The organism is Paracoccus caeni (assembly GCF_016629665.1).
In the GTDB taxonomy this organism is placed as follows: domain Bacteria; phylum Pseudomonadota; class Alphaproteobacteria; order Rhodobacterales; family Rhodobacteraceae; genus Paracoccus; species Paracoccus caeni.
This window is the reverse complement of sequence record NZ_JAEPRQ010000001.1, coordinates 354,863-370,283: the sequence shown is the minus strand read 5'-3', so window position 1 is coordinate 370,283 and position 15,421 is coordinate 354,863. Positions and strand designations below refer to the sequence as shown.

Below are 15,421 nucleotides of genomic sequence, written 5' to 3'. Positions count from 1 at the left end.
CTATTCGGCGGCTAGCGCCCGATTTGGTTGGTCAGGATCATGCAGGGGAAGTTCCACCATGAACACGGCCCCGCCCTCGTTTTCATTATGCGCGGTCAGGCGACCTCCGAAGTCCGCAACAATAGAGGAAGAAATCGCCAGACCCAATCCGGTTCCCTCGCCCGGCTTTTTCGTTGTCCAGAAGGGTTCAAACAGTTTTTCCAGATCAGAGACACCCGGCCCGTTATCGCGGACGGACACATAGGCGTGAGCGCCTGTTTCCACGCTGATCTCGATCCGCGCATCGCGTTTGTCCTTCACCGCGTCCACGGCATTGCGCAGCAGGTTGATGATCACTTGCTCCAGCCGGATGCGGTCGGCCAGCACCATCACCTTGCCGCGAGGCCGGTTCTGCACCACGCGGATACTGCGCGTGCGCAACTGTGGCTCCATCATTGTCAGCGCGGAACTGACAGCGGCCCGTAAATCAACGGGTTCCACCGCCTCGCCACCCTTGCGGGCATAGGATTTCAACTGCCGGGTAATGGCGCCCATCCGCTCGATCAGATCATCGATCCGCTGGAAACTGGACATCGCCTCTTCACTGCGCCCACGCTGCAACAGCAGCCTTGCGCCCGCCAGATAGGTCTTCATCGCGGCCAGCGGCTGATTCAACTCATGGCTGACGCCCGCCGACATCTCGCCCAATGCCGCCAGCTTCGAGGATTGCTGCATCGTCTGCTCGGCAACCCGCAATTCCTTCTGCACCCGCTCGCGCTCGGCGATCTCGCGGGTCAGCCGCATATTCAGCGCCCTGAGGTCAGCCGATTCGCGCATATAGGCCGCCGATTGCCGCCGCGCCCGCCGCGACAACGCATAGAACGTCCCGGCCAGCAGGATCGCAAAGCCCATGATCTCCAGCGCCAGAACCGCATTCACCCGCTCGCGGATCGAGGCGTAGGTGGTGAAGCTGATCATCCGCCAGCCGCGAAACGGCACCCGCGCCTCGCTTTGCATCACTGCGCGGCCTTGCAGATAGGCATCGGCAGGCGGTGCGGTCCAGTCCGCCGTGACCTGAAACGCCCGCTGGATCGCCGAGGGCGCAGACCGCACCTCCAGCGCCTCGGGCAACGTCCGCCCCCGCCAGCGCGGCTCGGTCGCCAGAATGATATTGCCCTCGCTGTCGGTCACCGCCACCGCGTCCGATATCCCCGCCCACGACTTCTCAAGCCGCGACAGATCGACCCCCACGACGATCACCCCCAAGGTTCGCCCGTCCGAGACGACGGCCCGCGAATAGGTGAACTCGTAAAGCGCAGAGCCTTGATTAGCCACGTTGAAAACGGTGTCACGCGAGCGCAGCGCATCGACGAAATAGCGCGCATTGACGCTGTTCGTGCCCAGTTGGTAGCGGTCGGTCGAGGCCACCGTGCGCCCCGACGCATCCAGAAGCCGGATCGAGGCGGCGCCGATTTCCCTCTGCGCCGCCATAAGCTGCGCCGAGGTGATCGAGAAATCATTGCTGTCCAGCGACCGGATCAGCGCCGGATCGCGCGCCAGCAACAGCGGCACCACGGCATTCCGCTGCAATTCGGACAGCAGGTTGCCGGTGTAAAGCGCCAGCCGCAATTCGGATCTGACACGGGTGTTTTCAGAAAAGCGCGCGGTCAGCCATGCATTCGTGGTCCATGTCGCCGCTAGCGCGGTCAGGAAAATCGCCACCACCGTCAGCCGCAGCCACCAGGGAGAAAACGATTGTGCCCCCCTGCCCACGTCCTGCCCGGTCGCTTTTTTCCTGTCCTGATCCCTGATCACCAAGTCGGTCCGACATTGTTGCGAAACTGACGCAACTTAAGCCCAGAACCGCTTTGGCTCAAGTCAGGCGTGAACAAGCCCGTTCACCAACGAGCGGAACAGCGCCGCCCCATCGGCCCCGCCATGCGCCGGGTCCACCGCCCGCTCGGGATGCGGCATCAGGCCCAGCACGCGCCGGTTGTGCGACAGAACGCCCGCAATATCCGCGACCGAGCCGTTGATCGCCGGCGCATAGGTGAAGGCGATCCGGTCATTATCGCGCAACTCGGCCAGATCCTCGGTGGTGATCTGGTAGTTGCCGTCGTGATGGGCGACCGGCAGGGTGATCTGCTGACCCTTCTCATAATCAGCCGTGAAGGCGCTGTCCGTCGTCACGACATCCATCACCACCGGGCGGCAGATGAAGGTCAGCCCGGTATTGCGCATCAGCGCGCCGGGCAGCAGGCCCAGCTCGGTCAGCACCTGAAAGCCGTTACAGACGCCCAGCACGAAGCCGCCCTTGGCCGCATGCCGCTTCAACGCCCCGGCGATCGGCGATTGCGCCGCGATGGCACCGCAACGCAGATAATCGCCGTAAGAAAAGCCACCCGGCACGCCGACGACATCAACGCCCTCGGGAAGCGCATCATCCTTGTGCCAGACCCGCGTGACCTCGGCGCCCGCCTGTTCGAAGGCTACGGCAAGATCACGGTCACAATTCGATCCGGGAAAGGTAATGACGGCGGCTTTCATGGCGCGGGCTCCGGCTGAGGGGATGGCGTTGCCATAGCGCAGAAACGCAGCAGTGTTAAGCCGTGTTCGCTCCCTGCCAACAATCCCCATCGCCTTTGAAGCGCCCGCCCGGAATCGAGGTGCCTGAAAGGCACCGCCGGGCAGTGCACAGCCGCCCCCCGGCTGGGCACTCGTCACCGTCTCGCGCTACAGATATGGCAGGAGAGGCGGCACCATAAAGTGTCCAGCACAACCGTTGCTGTGCCCATCCGCGACTGTGCCCCGCCCTCGGCCCTGTGCGGCAGCGACCGAAAGACGGAACCTCGATCAAACCACTCGCCCCCGCCAATGAAAAAGGCCGGGGTCACCCCCGGCCTTCGCGCTCAGTTCAGAGCTTTGTTCAGATATTCATCGACCTTTTCCAGATAGCCCATGGTGGTCAGCCATTTCTGATCCGGCCCAACCAGCAGCGCCAGATCCTTGGTCATGAAGCCATCTTCCACCGCCTGCACGGTCACACGCTCCAGCGTCTCGGCAAAGTTCAGCAGCGGGGTGTTGTCGTCCAGCTTGGCGCGATGCTTCAGACCGCCCGTCCAAGCATAGATCGACGCGATCGAGTTGGTCGAGGTCTGGTTGCCCTTCTGATGCTCGCGATAGTGGCGGGTCACGGTGCCGTGCGCCGCCTCTGCCTCGACGGTCTTCCCGTCCGGCGTCATCAGAACCGAGGTCATCAGCCCAAGCGAGCCAAAGCCCTGCGCCACGATGTCCGACTGCACGTCGCCATCATAGTTTTTGCAGGCCCAGACATAGCCGCCCGACCATTTCAGCGCGCTGGCGACCATATCGTCGATCAGGCGGTGCTCGTAATGGATACCGGCCTTTTTGAACTGATCGGCGAATTCGGCGTCATAGATCTCTTGGAAGATATCCTTGAAGCGGCCATCATAGGCTTTCAGGATGGTGTTCTTCGTGGACAGATAGACCGGGAAATTCCGCTGCAGGCCATAGTTGAACGAGGCGCGGGCGAAATCGCGGATCGAGTCGTCCAGGTTGTACATCGCCATCGCCACACCCGAGCCCGGCGCCTGGAACACTTCATGCTCGATGGTCTCGCCATCTTCGCCGACGAACTTGATCGACAGCTTGCCCGCACCGGGGAAGCGGAAATCGGTGGCGCGATACTGATCGCCAAAGGCGTGACGGCCAACGATGATCGGGCGGGTCCAGTGCGGCACCAGACGCGGCACGTTCTTGCAGATGATCGGCTCGCGGAAGATCACGCCGCCAAGGATGTTGCGGATCGTGCCGTTGGGCGAACGCCACATCTTCTTCAGGCCGAATTCCTCGACGCGGGCTTCGTCCGGGGTGATCGTGGCGCATTTGACGCCGACGCCGTATTGTTTGATCGCATTGGCTGCATCAATGGTGATCTGGTCGTCGGTGCGGTCACGCTCTTCGATGCCCAGATCGTAATATTTCAGGTCCACATCCAGATAGGGCAGGATCAGTTTTTGCTTGATGAAGTCCCAGATGATCCGGGTCATTTCGTCGCCGTCTAATTCGACGACAGGATTGGCTACCTTGATCTTGGTCATGGATGGTTCCCTTGTTGGCGTTGGGGGCTCTGGCGCGGGTCATAGCGGCAAATGTCGCGAAAGAAAAGACGGTATGCGATTGTATGCCGAAAAAGCCGCCAGATTTCCCTGATAGCCGCCGCAACGCCCTACCCGACACCCAAACGCAACACCAGCGTGCGCAAGCGGTGTACAGGCTGTGCTCGCCCTGTGCACGCGCAGTGGACGGGTTGTGCAGCCAAAATCCCAGCATTTGCTGGCCAAAGCCGCACCTGCGTTTCTTCGTTGCTAAAATACCGATTGCAACGCCCGCAACCCGTTGCGCGGGTGGCTTTCAGCCTGCCAGCATCCCGTCCGACCGCTGAAGCAGCCAGTCCCAAAGCTCCGGCATCCCGCGCTGGATCTTCACCCCTACGCGGTCCTGCAATTGCTGCCGCGTCACCTGATATTCGGTCCACGTCCCGCCACCGCAGGCGATGTTCAGCATAACCGGCTGCGCCCGGTCCAGCGCATTGGCAAAGATCGAGGACGGCGTCTCATTCGCCTCGAACTCATCCCAAAGCGCCCTGAATTCACGAGACAATTCGCCCGGCAGCAACCCGAAGATGCGCGCCGCCGCAGCCTCTTCCGCCGCCATCTGCGCGGCTCCGTGATGAGTCAGCCCATTGCCGGAATGGATCGGGACATCGCCGGTATCGATTTCTGGCAGGTCATGCAGGATCAGCATCCGGATCACCCGCCCGATCTCCACGCCCTCACCCGCCAGAGGCGCAAGGATCAGCGCGTAAAGCGCCAGATGCCAGCTATGCTCGGCACTGTTCTCGCGCCGCCCCGAATGAATGCGCCCGGCCCGCATCACCGACTTCAGCCGATCTGCCTCGGCCAGAAACCGAAGCCGCGCCGCCACCCCCGTCTCGGCCCCGCGCCCGGCCATCAAAGCCTCTGCAACCTCAATGATTGCTGGCCATTCCTGCCTTAACCGCAGCGCCCGACCCCGGCTCATATTGTCACGGCAGATATCCAGATGCTCAGGAATCGGCGTGGGCGCAAGCAGCACCTGAAACAGCGGCTGGATATGATCCATGCGCTTGGCAAAGCGCGCGTCCTCGGTCTCTGCCGCCTCGAATTCCTGCCACAGCCCGATCATCTCATCGCCATTCGGGATCATCCCGAACAACCGCCGCGCCGCCGCCAGTTCGGCCGCCGCCACCGCCTCTGCATCATGCGCCAGATGGATCGGATGGTCGCCGGTATCGATCTCGACCAGATCATGCAGCAGGATCATGGCGATAGCCCGATCCGAGGCACCAAAAGCCATCGCGTAAAGCGCGACATGCCAGCTATGCTCGGCGCTGTTCTCGGCCCGCGACAGGTCCATCAGCACACTGGCCCGATCCACCGATTTCAGCCGGTCGGCCTCACAGAGAAAATCGAACGCAGCCTGCAGATCGCTCACTCGCCTGCCCTTTCGGCAAAGGTTTCGCCAAACCGCCAGGCCAGCATCGCGCAGATCAAGGCCGGGGCGATATAGGGCAAGACCTCTATCCGATCCGCGATGGAACAGCCACCCGCCGCCTCACGCCGCAGGTTCCACGCAACCACTGCGGCGAAGGCGACCGTGCCCATCGCGATGACCCACTGCCTGCGCCCCCATGTCCGCAGGGCCAACAGCGCAAAGGGCAGCAAACTCAACAGAAACACGGCCAGATCGCGCCATTCCATGCCCGCCAAGACCGATGCCAGATCCGGCGCGGGATAGCGGAACAACGCAGCCTCGGGCGTCATGTTCAAAAGCCCCGACTGGGCCACGCAATGCAGGATCTCCTGCCGCAGCCCTGCCGTCAGCAGCGTCAGCGCAAGGGCAAGCCCGGCCACCGACAGCAGCCAGAGCCCGCCCAGGGCTTTCTTCAACGCGTGTTCTCGGTCAGCCTGCGCCGCACATAGGTCTGCACCAGATCGATCATCGGCTTCATATGCGCCTCGTCATCGCGGAAAAAGTGGTCCGCGCCCTCGATCTCTTCATGGGTGACGGTGATGCCCTTCTGCTCGCGCAGCTTGCTGACCAGCGTATGCGTGTCTTTCGGCGGTGCCACCCGGTCGGCGGTGCCGTTCACGATCAACCCGGACGAGGGGCAAGGCGCGAGGAAGCTGAAATCATACTGGTTCGCCGGGGGCGACACGCTGATAAAGCCGGTAATCTCGGGGCGGCGCATCAGAAGTTGCATCCCGATCCATGCCCCGAAGCTGAAGCCCGCGACCCAGCAATGCTTGCTGTTGGGGTTCATCGCCTGCAGATAATCCAGCGCCGAGGCGGCATCCGACAGCTCGCCAATACCCTGATCGAACTCGCCCTGCGACCGGCCCACGCCACGGAAATTGAACCGCATCACGGTGAAGCCCATGTTGTAGAAGGCGTAATGCAGGTTATAGACGACCCGGTTGTTCATCGTGCCGCCATATTGCGGATGCGGGTGCAGGATGATCGCGATCGGCGCGTCGGGCTTGCCCGCTTGCGGGTGATAGCGGCCTTCAAGACGGCCTTCGGGACCGGGGAAAATCAACTCTGGCATCGTGTTCCTTCGGGGCTTTCGGTGTTTTCTTGACGCATTGGCGCGCGGCTTCTAGATGAGCTATCTGGGATGCCTGCGCGAAATGCGCAAGAAACAGGCCATGGCGGCATAGCGCGGCTGCGCCTGTGCCGTCAATGGAACGCTGCGTAAGGGGAGGCCGAGCCATGAAACTGTCCACCAAAGGACGTTACGCGATCATCGCTCTGGTCGATCTGGCGATCGCAAGAGGGGATGACCTGACCTCGCTGGCGGAAATATCGGAACGGCAGGATATTTCGCTGCCCTATCTGGAACAGCTATTCGTGCGCCTGCGCCGGTCCGGGCTGGTCGCATCGGTGCGCGGACCGGGCGGCGGCTACCGTCTGGCACGGGCGCCAGAGACCATCCGCATCGCCGAAATCCTTGAAGCCGTCGATGAGACCGTCAGCGCCATGCATGTCGGTGCCGGTGCCTCGGGCGGGGTGTCGGGGTCGCGGGCGCAGACGCTGTCGAACCGGCTGTGGGAAAGCCTGTCGGCGCATGTCTATGTGTTCCTGCACAATCACACGCTGGCGGATGTGGCAAAGAACCAGCTTCTGCCCTGCCCCGCCTTGCCGCAAATCCTGAACGTGGTGGACGAATAACGCTGCACGACCGGAGCCACGGCCATGATGATCTTTCTTCGACATGGCCTGGCCTTCCTGTCGGTGCCCAAGACCGGCACCCACGCCTATCAGGCGCATCTGGGCGGCATGGCCGACATTATCTTCCGCCATCCCCAGCATCTGAAGCACATGGGCCTGCGAAAGCTGGAACAGCGTATCCTGCCGCTGATCCAGCCCGATAGGCCGCTGGAAACCTTTGCCGTCATCCGCGAGCCGGTGGATTGGCTGGGAAGCTGGTATCGCTACAGATCGCGGCCAGAGGTCAGGAACCGGCAAAGCTCGACCCATGGCATGAGCTTTGACCGCTTTGTCGAGGATTACCTGTCCCCCGCCCCTCCGCCCCATGCGGCGGTCGGATCGCAGGCGAACCTGCTGACGGCAGATGCGGGGAAGCGCGTCGATCATCTTTACCGTTACGACTACCCCTCTGAAATCGCCCGTTTCCTGTCGGCACGGCTGCAGGCCGATCTGTCGGGGATGGCGCGGCTGAATGTCTCGCCGGTGGCAGACCTTCATCTCAGCGACGAGTTGCGCCAACGGCTGCATGAGACGCAGCCGCAGGATTTTGCACTTTATCAGGCGGCAATCGGCGGCTGCGCTTGAGCCGCCGTTTCATGCCTTTCCCAGTCCAAGCTTGTGCGCTATAATCTATTTGTTTACTTATCGCACGGATCCATAGGGCATTGAGCATCTCAGAACGTGATATCATGGGCGGGCTGGCGAAGGGGCTGGCGGTGATCGAATGCTTCAATGCAGACCGTCCCCGCCAATCGATTTCCGAGATCGCTCAGGCTTCCGGCCTTGATCGCGCGACGGCGCGGCGCTGCCTGCTGACGCTGGCGCATCAGGGTTACGCGCATTGGGACGGCAAGTATTTCACGCTGACACCGCGCATCCTGCGGCTGGGCACCGCTTGTCTGGCAACGCTGCCGCTGCCGCGGATCGTTCAGCCATTCCTTGACCGTATCTCCGACCAGATCGGAGAAAGCTCTTCCGCCTCGGTGCTGGACGGCTCGGATATCGTCTATGTCGCGCGGGCGACGCAGAAGAAAGTCATGTCCATTTCGCTGATGCCGGGTTCCAGACTGCCCGCCTATTGCACCTCTATGGGTCGCATCCTGCTGGCAGCCCTGCCGGTCAACGAGGCTCTGGCGATACTAGAGGCCGACGCGCCCTTGTCTGCCAAAACCCGGCACACACTGACCGACATCCCGGCGATCATGGCGGAACTGGGGCGAATTCGCGAACAGGGTTATTCGGCCAATCTTCAGGAAATCGAGATCGGGCTGTGTTCGGTCGCGGTGCCGATCCATAACACCTATGGCAGGGTCGTGGCGGCGCTGAACTTCGGCCTGACCGCCAGCCCGGAATTCCCTGACCGCGTCGAAAAAGAACTGCTGCCCGCCTTGCGCGAGGTGCAGCAGGAACTGCGCGGCATGATCGGTCAGATCTGAGCGTTCACGTTCGCCGCAAAGGCCCGCGCCTCGGCAGGTGCCGTGCCCGGGCCACCCGCATCGGAAAGATCGAGATCGGGGAAATCCCGCGCGATCAGTTGCGACAGCGACAGGCCACCTTTCTGCGTCTCGGCGCACAGTGCCTTGATCCTTGCCTGCGCTTCAGGTCGCGGCATGTGGCGGGCCAGTGCAAAGCTGTAAGCCTCGGCATGGATCAGGCCGCTGCCGTCGTCCAGTTGTCGCGCCATCGCTGCCGGTTGTGGTGTGATCTTTGCCGACAACTCAGCCGCCCGGGCCAGACAAGCTCCGGTCGAGATGCAAAGCTGCGGCAAGGTCAGCCACTCCACGAACCACGCCGCGCCGTCGCGTTGTTGCCGATGCAGCCCGGCACCCTGCATCGTGGCGGCAAGCGCAATGATCTGCCGGGCCAGCGCCACCAGCACCGAAGGCCCAACCGGGTTCTGCTTCTGCGGCATGGTCGATGAGCCGCCTGCACCCTCGATCAAGATTTCCTCGATTCCGCTTTGCGCCATCAGGATCAGGTCTTCGCCCATCTTGCCAAGGCTGGCAGCCAGCCCCGCCATCCATGCGGCAAAGGCATCGATACGGTCCCGCTCGGCATGCCAGCTTTGCCCCGGATCGGCCAAGTTCAACGCCTCGGCCAACGCCTTGCGCACAGACGGACCCTCTGCACCCATGGCAGACAGCGTCCCCGCCGCACCGCCAAGCGACACCATCGCCAGATCGGGAGCCAGCGCCCGCAGACGCTGCAAATGCCGCAGCAAGGGGCGCCCCCAGCCTGCGACGACCGCGCCGAAGCTGGTCGGGGTCGCAACTTGCCCATAGGTGCGCGCCGCCATCGGCAAATCGGCATGCTGCAAGGCAAGCTGGGCCAGCAGGTTCAGCAGCGCCTGCAAACGGGCGTCCCACAACTCGACCACGCGGCTGAGGCGCAGGGCCAGACCGCTATCCATAATGTCCTGGCTGGTCGCGCCCCAGTGCAGATACTGGGCATGTTCAGGCGCCTGCATCGCCTTGCGAAAGGCAGCGACCAGCGCCGGAACCGGGACGCCATTGGTGGCCGTCTCATCCGCCAGAGCGGCAGGATCGATCTGCACCTCACGCGCGCTACGCTCGATATAGGCCGCCGACTCCTTGGGGATCAGCCCAAGCTGCCCCTGCACCCGCGCCAAGGCCCCCTCGACCAGAAGCATCGCCCTGATCTCGGCGCTGTCGGTGAAAAGCGCGGCGGTCGCCTCGTCACTGAACAGGCGGCGATAAAGGGGACTGTCAGCAAGAGCGGCGGGCATGGGTGTCTTTCATGGCTTTGATCGGGCGCAGTTTATCCGCGCCGCGATCCGTATGAAACGGTCAAAGACCTGCAGGCGTGCCGAGGCCAAGGATCGCCCGCGCCTGCCGCCAATCCGCCACCGGTCGCTGATACTGATCGCAGAGATCGGTCACCCGCCGGACCAGCGCCGCGTTCGAGGCCGCCAGCGTCTGCCGGTCCAGCCGCACGTTATCCTCAAACCCGGTCCGCGCATGGCCGCCCTTGCTGACCGACCATTCGTTGATCTTCAACTGATCCGCGCCGATCCCCGCCGCACACCATTCCGCGCCCGGCGCAAGGCGACCCAATGTGCGGATGTAGAAATCGAAAATGGTCTCATCCGCAGGCATCGCGTTCTTCACGCCCATGACGAACTGGACATAGAGCGGACCTTGCAGCCGCCCGTCCCCCTCCATCTTCGCCGCCTGCACGATATGGGACAGATCGAAGGCCTCGATCTCGGGCTTGACGCCATGAGCCAGCATTTCCGATGCCAGCCAATCCACCAGTTCGGGCGGGTTTTCATAGACGCGGTTCGGGAAATTGTTCGAGCCGACCGACAGCGAAGCCATATCGGGCCGCAGGGGCAGCATCCCGCCACGCAGCCGTCCCGCGCCGGATCGTCCCCCGGTCGAGAACTGGATGATCAGGCCGGGGCAGTGCTTTTCAAGCCCCTGTTTCAGCGCGGCAAAACGCTCGGGGTCCGAGCTTGGATGCCCGTCATCGTCGCGGACATGGCAATGGGCGATGGTCGCGCCCGCCTCGAACGCCTCCTGCGTCGACTCCAGCTGCTCGGCGACCGAGATCGGCACCGCCGGGTTGTTGTCCTTGGTCGGCAAAGAGCCGGTGATCGCAACGCAGATGATACAGGGCTTTTCGGACAGATCGGTCATGTCCCGCCTCCCATTCAGATGTCGAAAAAGACCGTTTCGCCATCGCCCTGAAGGACGATGTCAAAGCGGTAATGTCCCGGCCCGGTCTGCCGGGCGATCAGGGTCTCGCGTCGTTCCGGCTGCTCGATCCGGGCGAGAACGGGGCAGGCCGAATTGTCCTCGTCCTCAAAATAAATCCGTGTCTGCAGGCCCAGATTGATCCCGCGCGCCACCACCCAGACCGAGATATGCGGCGCCATGCTGCGGCCGTCGGGATAGGGAACGCGGCCCGGCTTGATCGTGTTCAGCAGCCATTCACCGCTGTCGAAATCGGCGATGATCCGGGCCCAGCCGGTCACGTTCGGATCGGCTGCGCCGCGCGGATCATTGCCCGGATAGATGCCATCCGCATCGGCCTGCCAAATCTCGATCAGCGCATCGCGCAGGATCATCCCCGCACCGTCGCGCACCGTGCCGGTGATCGTCACGGCCTCGCCTTGCGCGCCATCGCGGATCGGGCTTTCGCCCAGATCGACCGGATAGACGCCCGCATTGCCCAGCTTGTTCGGGGTCAGCCCAATATGGACATAGGGACCGGCAGTCTGCGACGGGGTTTCCTTCAGATCGTCCAGCCGGCCCATCACATCCCCTCCATCCGGTTCTCAAACACCGACTGGCGGCGTCCGCGCAGCACGATGTCGAATTGATAGGCGAGGCAGTCCATCGGAATGGCCCGGTTCATGTCCAAAGGTGCGACCAGCGACTCGATGGCTTTCCTTTGGCCGATGGTCTTCACGATGGGGCAGAGATCGATCAGCGGATCGCCCTGAAAATAGCATTGCGTGATCAGCCGTTGCCCGAAGCCGGTCCCGAAGACCGAGAAATGCACATGCATCGGTCGCCAGCTATTGACGTCGTTCGGCCATGGATAAGCGCCGGGCCGAACGGTCAGGAATTCATACGATCCGTCCCACGCCGTCAGACAGCGCCCGCAACCGGCAAAGTTCGGGTCCAGCGGCGCCAGATAGCCGTCCTTCTTGTGGCGATAGCGTCCGCCCGCATTGGCCTGCCAGATCTCGACCAGCACGTTCGGGATGCCGCGACCGTTCTCGTCCACCACACGGCCATGCAGGATGATCCGCTCGCCAATCGCGGGTTGGCCGGTGAAATTCAGGATCAGGTTGTTGTCCAGATCGCCGATGGCGTTCTGCCCGAAAGCCGGGCCGGTCTCTTCCGACAGGGTCGAGCCAAGCGCAACCAACGGCCTGCTGGGCGCGCGCGTAACCGAGGTCTTGTAGCCCGGCGTGTAAGCTGCCGGGTGCCAGTCGCGATCGCGGGGATACAGCGCCCCCCGATCAACGGAGTTGCGCGGATGGGGACTGTCCTGGGTCATCGCAAAGCCTCCATTTCGGCAAGCGTTTCCTTGGCGATCTTGAACGCATGGTTGGCACGCGGCACACCGGCATAGATGGCCACATGCAGCAATGTCTCCATGATATCATCGGCGGTCGCGCCCGTATTCATCGTTGCTCGGATATGCATGGCAAGCTCGTGGTCATTGCCCAGACCGGCCAGCAGCGCGATGGTCAGCATCGAGCGTTCGCGCAGGCTGATCGTGTCGCGCGACCAGACATGGCCCCATGCGGCCTCGGTGATCAGATCCTGATAGGGCGCATCGAACACGTCCTTTTCGGCCTCGGCACGGTCCACGTGGGTTTCACCCAGAACACGGCGACGGGTCTTCATGCCCTGCATTTGGCGATCGATCATCAGGCGTAGTCCTTCAGGAATGAGACGAGGCAGTCGGCAAAGGCCTGCGGTGCTTCCACCGGCGGCAGATGTCCGACATCGGGAATAAGATGATAAGAGGCACCTTCGATCAGGTTCGCGGTCGCCTGAACCAGATCGGGCGGTGAAGAGCCATCGGCAGAGCCCGCGATCACCTGCACCGGCAGGCGCAGCTTGGCGGCGGTGTCGGTCAGATCGGCGGCGGCGATGGCCTTGCAGATGGCGATATAGCCGTGATCGTCCGACCGGCTCAGCATATTGCGCCAGACCGACAGTTGCGGCGAAGCGCGGAAAACCGGGCCAAACCAGCGCTCCATCACCGCATCGGTAATGGCGGCGGTGCCGCCCTGCCGGATCACCTCGATCCGGGCCTGCCACAGTTGCGGGCTGCCCATCTTCACCGCGCTGTTCGACAGAACCAGCGCCTTGAGCAGATCGGGCCGTGACGCCGCCAGCGCCTGACCGATCATCCCGCCGACCGAAATGCCGACAAAGACCACCCGGCCCGGCTTCAGATAATCCAGCAGCGCCGCCGCATCATCGGCCAGATCGCTGATCGAGGGCCAGCCGCCCAGATCGGACAGCCCATGGCCACGCTTGTCGAAACGTATGGCGCAGATGCCGGGAAGGCGGCTCAGCAGCGCGTCCCAAAGACGCAGATCGGTGCCCAGCGAATTTGCGAAGACGACCGGCATCCCGTTCTCGGGACCGTCGATCCGGTAGTGCATCGCCCCCCAGGGCCGGCGTAGTATATTCATGGCATCTCCCTCGATACATAATCTGCCATGACAAAATGCCGAGGTATAATGCATAGTGAGGCTGTTTCAATAATCACACGGTTATGATTCGCCGCCCCGAAACGGGATGACGGTCAGCGCCACAGCAGGGATCAGCGCAGGATGCGTATCATCAACCCCCGGATCAAGCTGCGTCATCTGGTCAGCTTCTGGGAGGTTGCCCGGCTGCGATCGGTGGTGAATGCGGCCGATACGATGAATATCAGCCAGCCAGCCGTGTCCAAGACCATCAAGGAATTGGAAGAGATCCTTGGCAACGACCTGTTCGACCGCACCCGCAGGAGGCTGACGCTGACGCCCTTTGGCGAGGTCTTTTTCCGCTACACCGCGACCAGCCTGTCGGCGCTGCGGCAGGGAATCGATGCCGCTCAGGGCGGCGAGCAGCGGTTGCTTTTGAAAATAGGGGCCTTGCCGACGGTGTCGGCGCTGATCCTGCCCGACGCCGTGCGCAAGCTGACCGAGGGCGGATCGGGCCTCAGGACACGGATCATCACCGGGCCGAACGATTACCTGCTGTCACTTTTGCGCACGGGGGATGTCGATCTGGTCATCGGTCGGATGGCGCGGCCCGACGACATGCTGGGCCTGTCCTTCGAACATCTCTATTTTGAGCGTGTGGTGATGGCCGTGCGCCCCGGCCATCCGCTGCTGTCGGTCGAGGAATTTCATCCCGGCATGGTCGAACCCTATCAGATCCTCATGCCGACCCCGGATTCGGTGATCCGCGGTCTGGTCGAACAGATGCTGCTGGCCCAAGGCGTGACCGAGCTGCGCGACGAGATCGAGACCGTCTCGAACGCTTTCGGACGGTCCTATATTCGGCAGACGGACGCTGTCTGGATGATCTCTCAAGGGGTGGTGGCGCGGGATGTCGAGGAAGGGCTGATCGCGCTTTTGCCCATCGACATGTCGGACACGATCGGCCCGGTCGGCTTTACCACCCGCACCGATCAGGTGCCCGAAGTCACCACCAGCGGCTTCATGCAGGCCGTCCGCGAGGTGGCCGCGCTTCAGCGCTAAGCGCCGCAGCCCGGCGGAAGGCCATTGGCGAACGGCCAAGCAACCGGGTCAGCGCGCGGGTGAAATAGGCCGGGTCGTCATAGCCAAGCTCTGCCCCGATCTCTTTCACCGAGAGGTTCGAGAATAACAACATCCGCCGCGCCTCAAGCGCGATCCGCCGTTCGATCACGCCCAGCGGCGACGTGCCCAGCACCTCGCGGCAGATCCGGCCCAGATGGGTCTGACTGATGCCAATCTCCTGCGCGTAGGACGCGACCGAACGGCTTTCACGGAACCATTTCTCGACCAGAGCCTGAAACGCCTCGGCCTTGCTGCGGGCCGGATCGCGGCCCGAATCAGAGGCTGGCGCGATCACAACCGCCCGCGAGAGCGCCACCATCAGCAGCGCGATCCGCGCCCGCATCGCGATGTCCCGACCGGCTGCGGGTTCATTCATTTCGGCCAGCAAATCGGACAGAGCTTGCCTGACCGGGATTGCGGTGTCTCCATGGATAACCGAAGGACCGGCGATCACAGCCCCGGAATCCAGTGCGTCGCGCTGCATCATCGTCAAGACGATCCCATCCACATCCGGGCTGAAATCATAGCCATGGACGGTCAGCGCCGGAAGGATCGCGACGGACGGCGGCTCCATCCGATGCGTCACCCCGTCCAGAGTAATAACGGCCTGTCCGGCTGTCAGCGACAGAACCTGAAACAGATGTCCGTGACGGTGCGGCGCGATGGTGAAACCGTGCAAGCGGCTGCGGGCGGGAATGGTTTCCCAATGCAGCCAATCCTGTGCGGCGGTCTGCTCATCCTCGCCGTAAAGCGCATAGGTCGGTATTCGCGTCATGTTCGGATAGTCCATATCATTGCGCCACCTGT

General features: G+C 62.8%; 17 protein-coding genes. 4 read left to right on the top strand and 13 right to left on the bottom strand.

The window, feature by feature from the left end:
* From JJJ17_RS01715 to JJJ17_RS01690, 6 genes are all read right to left on the bottom strand, one after another.
* Entirely contained in the window at window positions 1-1,716 is a 1,716-nt protein-coding gene (locus JJJ17_RS01715; RefSeq protein WP_234463909.1) for a sensor histidine kinase, read from the bottom strand.
* A 141-nt stretch (window positions 1,717-1,857) separates the two neighbouring features.
* Window positions 1,858-2,526: a phosphoribosylformylglycinamidine synthase subunit PurQ gene (purQ, locus tag JJJ17_RS01710; protein ID WP_200683322.1), complete on the bottom strand. Its 669-nt coding sequence runs from the start codon at window positions 2,524-2,526 to the stop codon at window positions 1,858-1,860.
* A gap of 362 nt (window positions 2,527-2,888) precedes the next feature.
* Window positions 2,889-4,100 carry an NADP-dependent isocitrate dehydrogenase gene (locus JJJ17_RS01705; protein WP_200683320.1) on the bottom strand — a complete coding sequence of 404 codons (1,212 nt, stop codon included), beginning with the start codon at window positions 4,098-4,100 and terminating at the stop codon, window positions 2,889-2,891.
* Between the two features lie 313 nt (window positions 4,101-4,413).
* Window positions 4,414-5,535: an HD domain-containing protein gene (locus JJJ17_RS01700; protein ID WP_200683319.1), complete on the bottom strand. Its 1,122-nt coding sequence runs from the start codon at window positions 5,533-5,535 to the stop codon at window positions 4,414-4,416.
* Window positions 5,532-5,990, bottom strand: coding sequence for a hypothetical protein (locus tag JJJ17_RS01695; protein ID WP_200683318.1), 459 nt, complete (start codon window positions 5,988-5,990; stop codon window positions 5,532-5,534). The genes JJJ17_RS01700 and JJJ17_RS01695 overlap by 4 nt, the downstream gene beginning before the upstream one ends.
* Entirely contained in the window at window positions 5,987-6,649 is a 663-nt protein-coding gene (locus JJJ17_RS01690; protein ID WP_200683317.1) for an alpha/beta hydrolase, read from the bottom strand. The genes JJJ17_RS01695 and JJJ17_RS01690 overlap by 4 nt, the downstream gene beginning before the upstream one ends.
* 164 nt (window positions 6,650-6,813) lie before the next feature.
* Between JJJ17_RS01690 and iscR the strand changes: the two genes are divergently transcribed.
* The 3 genes from iscR to JJJ17_RS01675 all read left to right on the top strand — a co-directional run bounded on the left by iscR (window position 6,814) and on the right by JJJ17_RS01675 (window position 8,747).
* Window positions 6,814-7,272, top strand: coding sequence for a Fe-S cluster assembly transcriptional regulator IscR (iscR, locus tag JJJ17_RS01685; RefSeq protein WP_200683316.1), 459 nt, complete (start codon window positions 6,814-6,816; stop codon window positions 7,270-7,272).
* 24 nt (window positions 7,273-7,296) lie between these two features.
* Window positions 7,297-7,896 (top strand): sulfotransferase family protein, encoded by a 600-nt coding sequence (locus JJJ17_RS01680; protein ID WP_200683315.1) that lies wholly within the window; start codon window positions 7,297-7,299, stop codon window positions 7,894-7,896.
* A gap of 80 nt (window positions 7,897-7,976) precedes the next feature.
* The gene (locus JJJ17_RS01675) at window positions 7,977-8,747 is read left to right on the top strand and encodes an IclR family transcriptional regulator domain-containing protein (RefSeq protein WP_234463837.1); all 771 of its coding nucleotides are present in this window, start codon (window positions 7,977-7,979) and stop codon (window positions 8,745-8,747) included.
* On the opposite strand, the gene JJJ17_RS01670 is transcribed toward JJJ17_RS01675, so the two are convergent.
* The 6 genes from JJJ17_RS01670 to pcaD all read right to left on the bottom strand — a co-directional run bounded on the left by JJJ17_RS01670 (window position 8,738) and on the right by pcaD (window position 13,495).
* On the bottom strand, window positions 8,738-10,057 hold the full coding sequence (locus JJJ17_RS01670) for a class-II fumarase/aspartase family protein (RefSeq protein ID WP_200683314.1): 1,320 nt from the start codon (window positions 10,055-10,057) through the stop codon (window positions 8,738-8,740). The genes JJJ17_RS01675 and JJJ17_RS01670 overlap by 10 nt on opposite strands.
* Before the next feature lie 61 nt (window positions 10,058-10,118).
* Entirely contained in the window at window positions 10,119-10,970 is an 852-nt protein-coding gene (locus JJJ17_RS01665; RefSeq protein ID WP_200683313.1) for a BKACE family enzyme, read from the bottom strand.
* 14 nt (window positions 10,971-10,984) lie between these two features.
* Window positions 10,985-11,590: a protocatechuate 3,4-dioxygenase subunit alpha gene (pcaG, locus tag JJJ17_RS01660; RefSeq protein ID WP_200683312.1), complete on the bottom strand. Its 606-nt coding sequence runs from the start codon at window positions 11,588-11,590 to the stop codon at window positions 10,985-10,987.
* Window positions 11,590-12,342, bottom strand: a complete 753-nt coding sequence (gene pcaH, locus JJJ17_RS01655; protein ID WP_200683311.1) for a protocatechuate 3,4-dioxygenase subunit beta — start codon at window positions 12,340-12,342, stop codon at window positions 11,590-11,592. Before pcaH ends, pcaG begins: the two co-directional genes overlap by 1 nt.
* A complete protein-coding gene (pcaC, locus tag JJJ17_RS01650) occupies window positions 12,339-12,719 on the bottom strand; it encodes a 4-carboxymuconolactone decarboxylase (protein ID WP_200683310.1) in 381 nt (126 codons plus the stop codon). The genes pcaH and pcaC overlap by 4 nt, the downstream gene beginning before the upstream one ends.
* Entirely contained in the window at window positions 12,719-13,495 is a 777-nt protein-coding gene (gene pcaD, locus JJJ17_RS01645; RefSeq protein ID WP_200683309.1) for a 3-oxoadipate enol-lactonase, read from the bottom strand. Before pcaD ends, pcaC begins: the two co-directional genes overlap by 1 nt.
* Before the next feature lie 141 nt (window positions 13,496-13,636).
* Here pcaD and pcaQ point away from each other — a divergent pair, with 141 nt between their 5' ends.
* Window positions 13,637-14,554, top strand: a complete 918-nt coding sequence (gene pcaQ / locus JJJ17_RS01640; protein ID WP_200683308.1) for a pca operon transcription factor PcaQ — start codon at window positions 13,637-13,639, stop codon at window positions 14,552-14,554.
* Here pcaQ and JJJ17_RS01635 read toward each other — a convergent pair.
* Window positions 14,514-15,404, bottom strand: coding sequence for a helix-turn-helix domain-containing protein (locus tag JJJ17_RS01635; RefSeq protein ID WP_234463836.1), 891 nt, complete (start codon window positions 15,402-15,404; stop codon window positions 14,514-14,516). The genes pcaQ and JJJ17_RS01635 overlap by 41 nt on opposite strands.
* Between the last annotated feature and the right edge of the window lie 17 nt (window positions 15,405-15,421).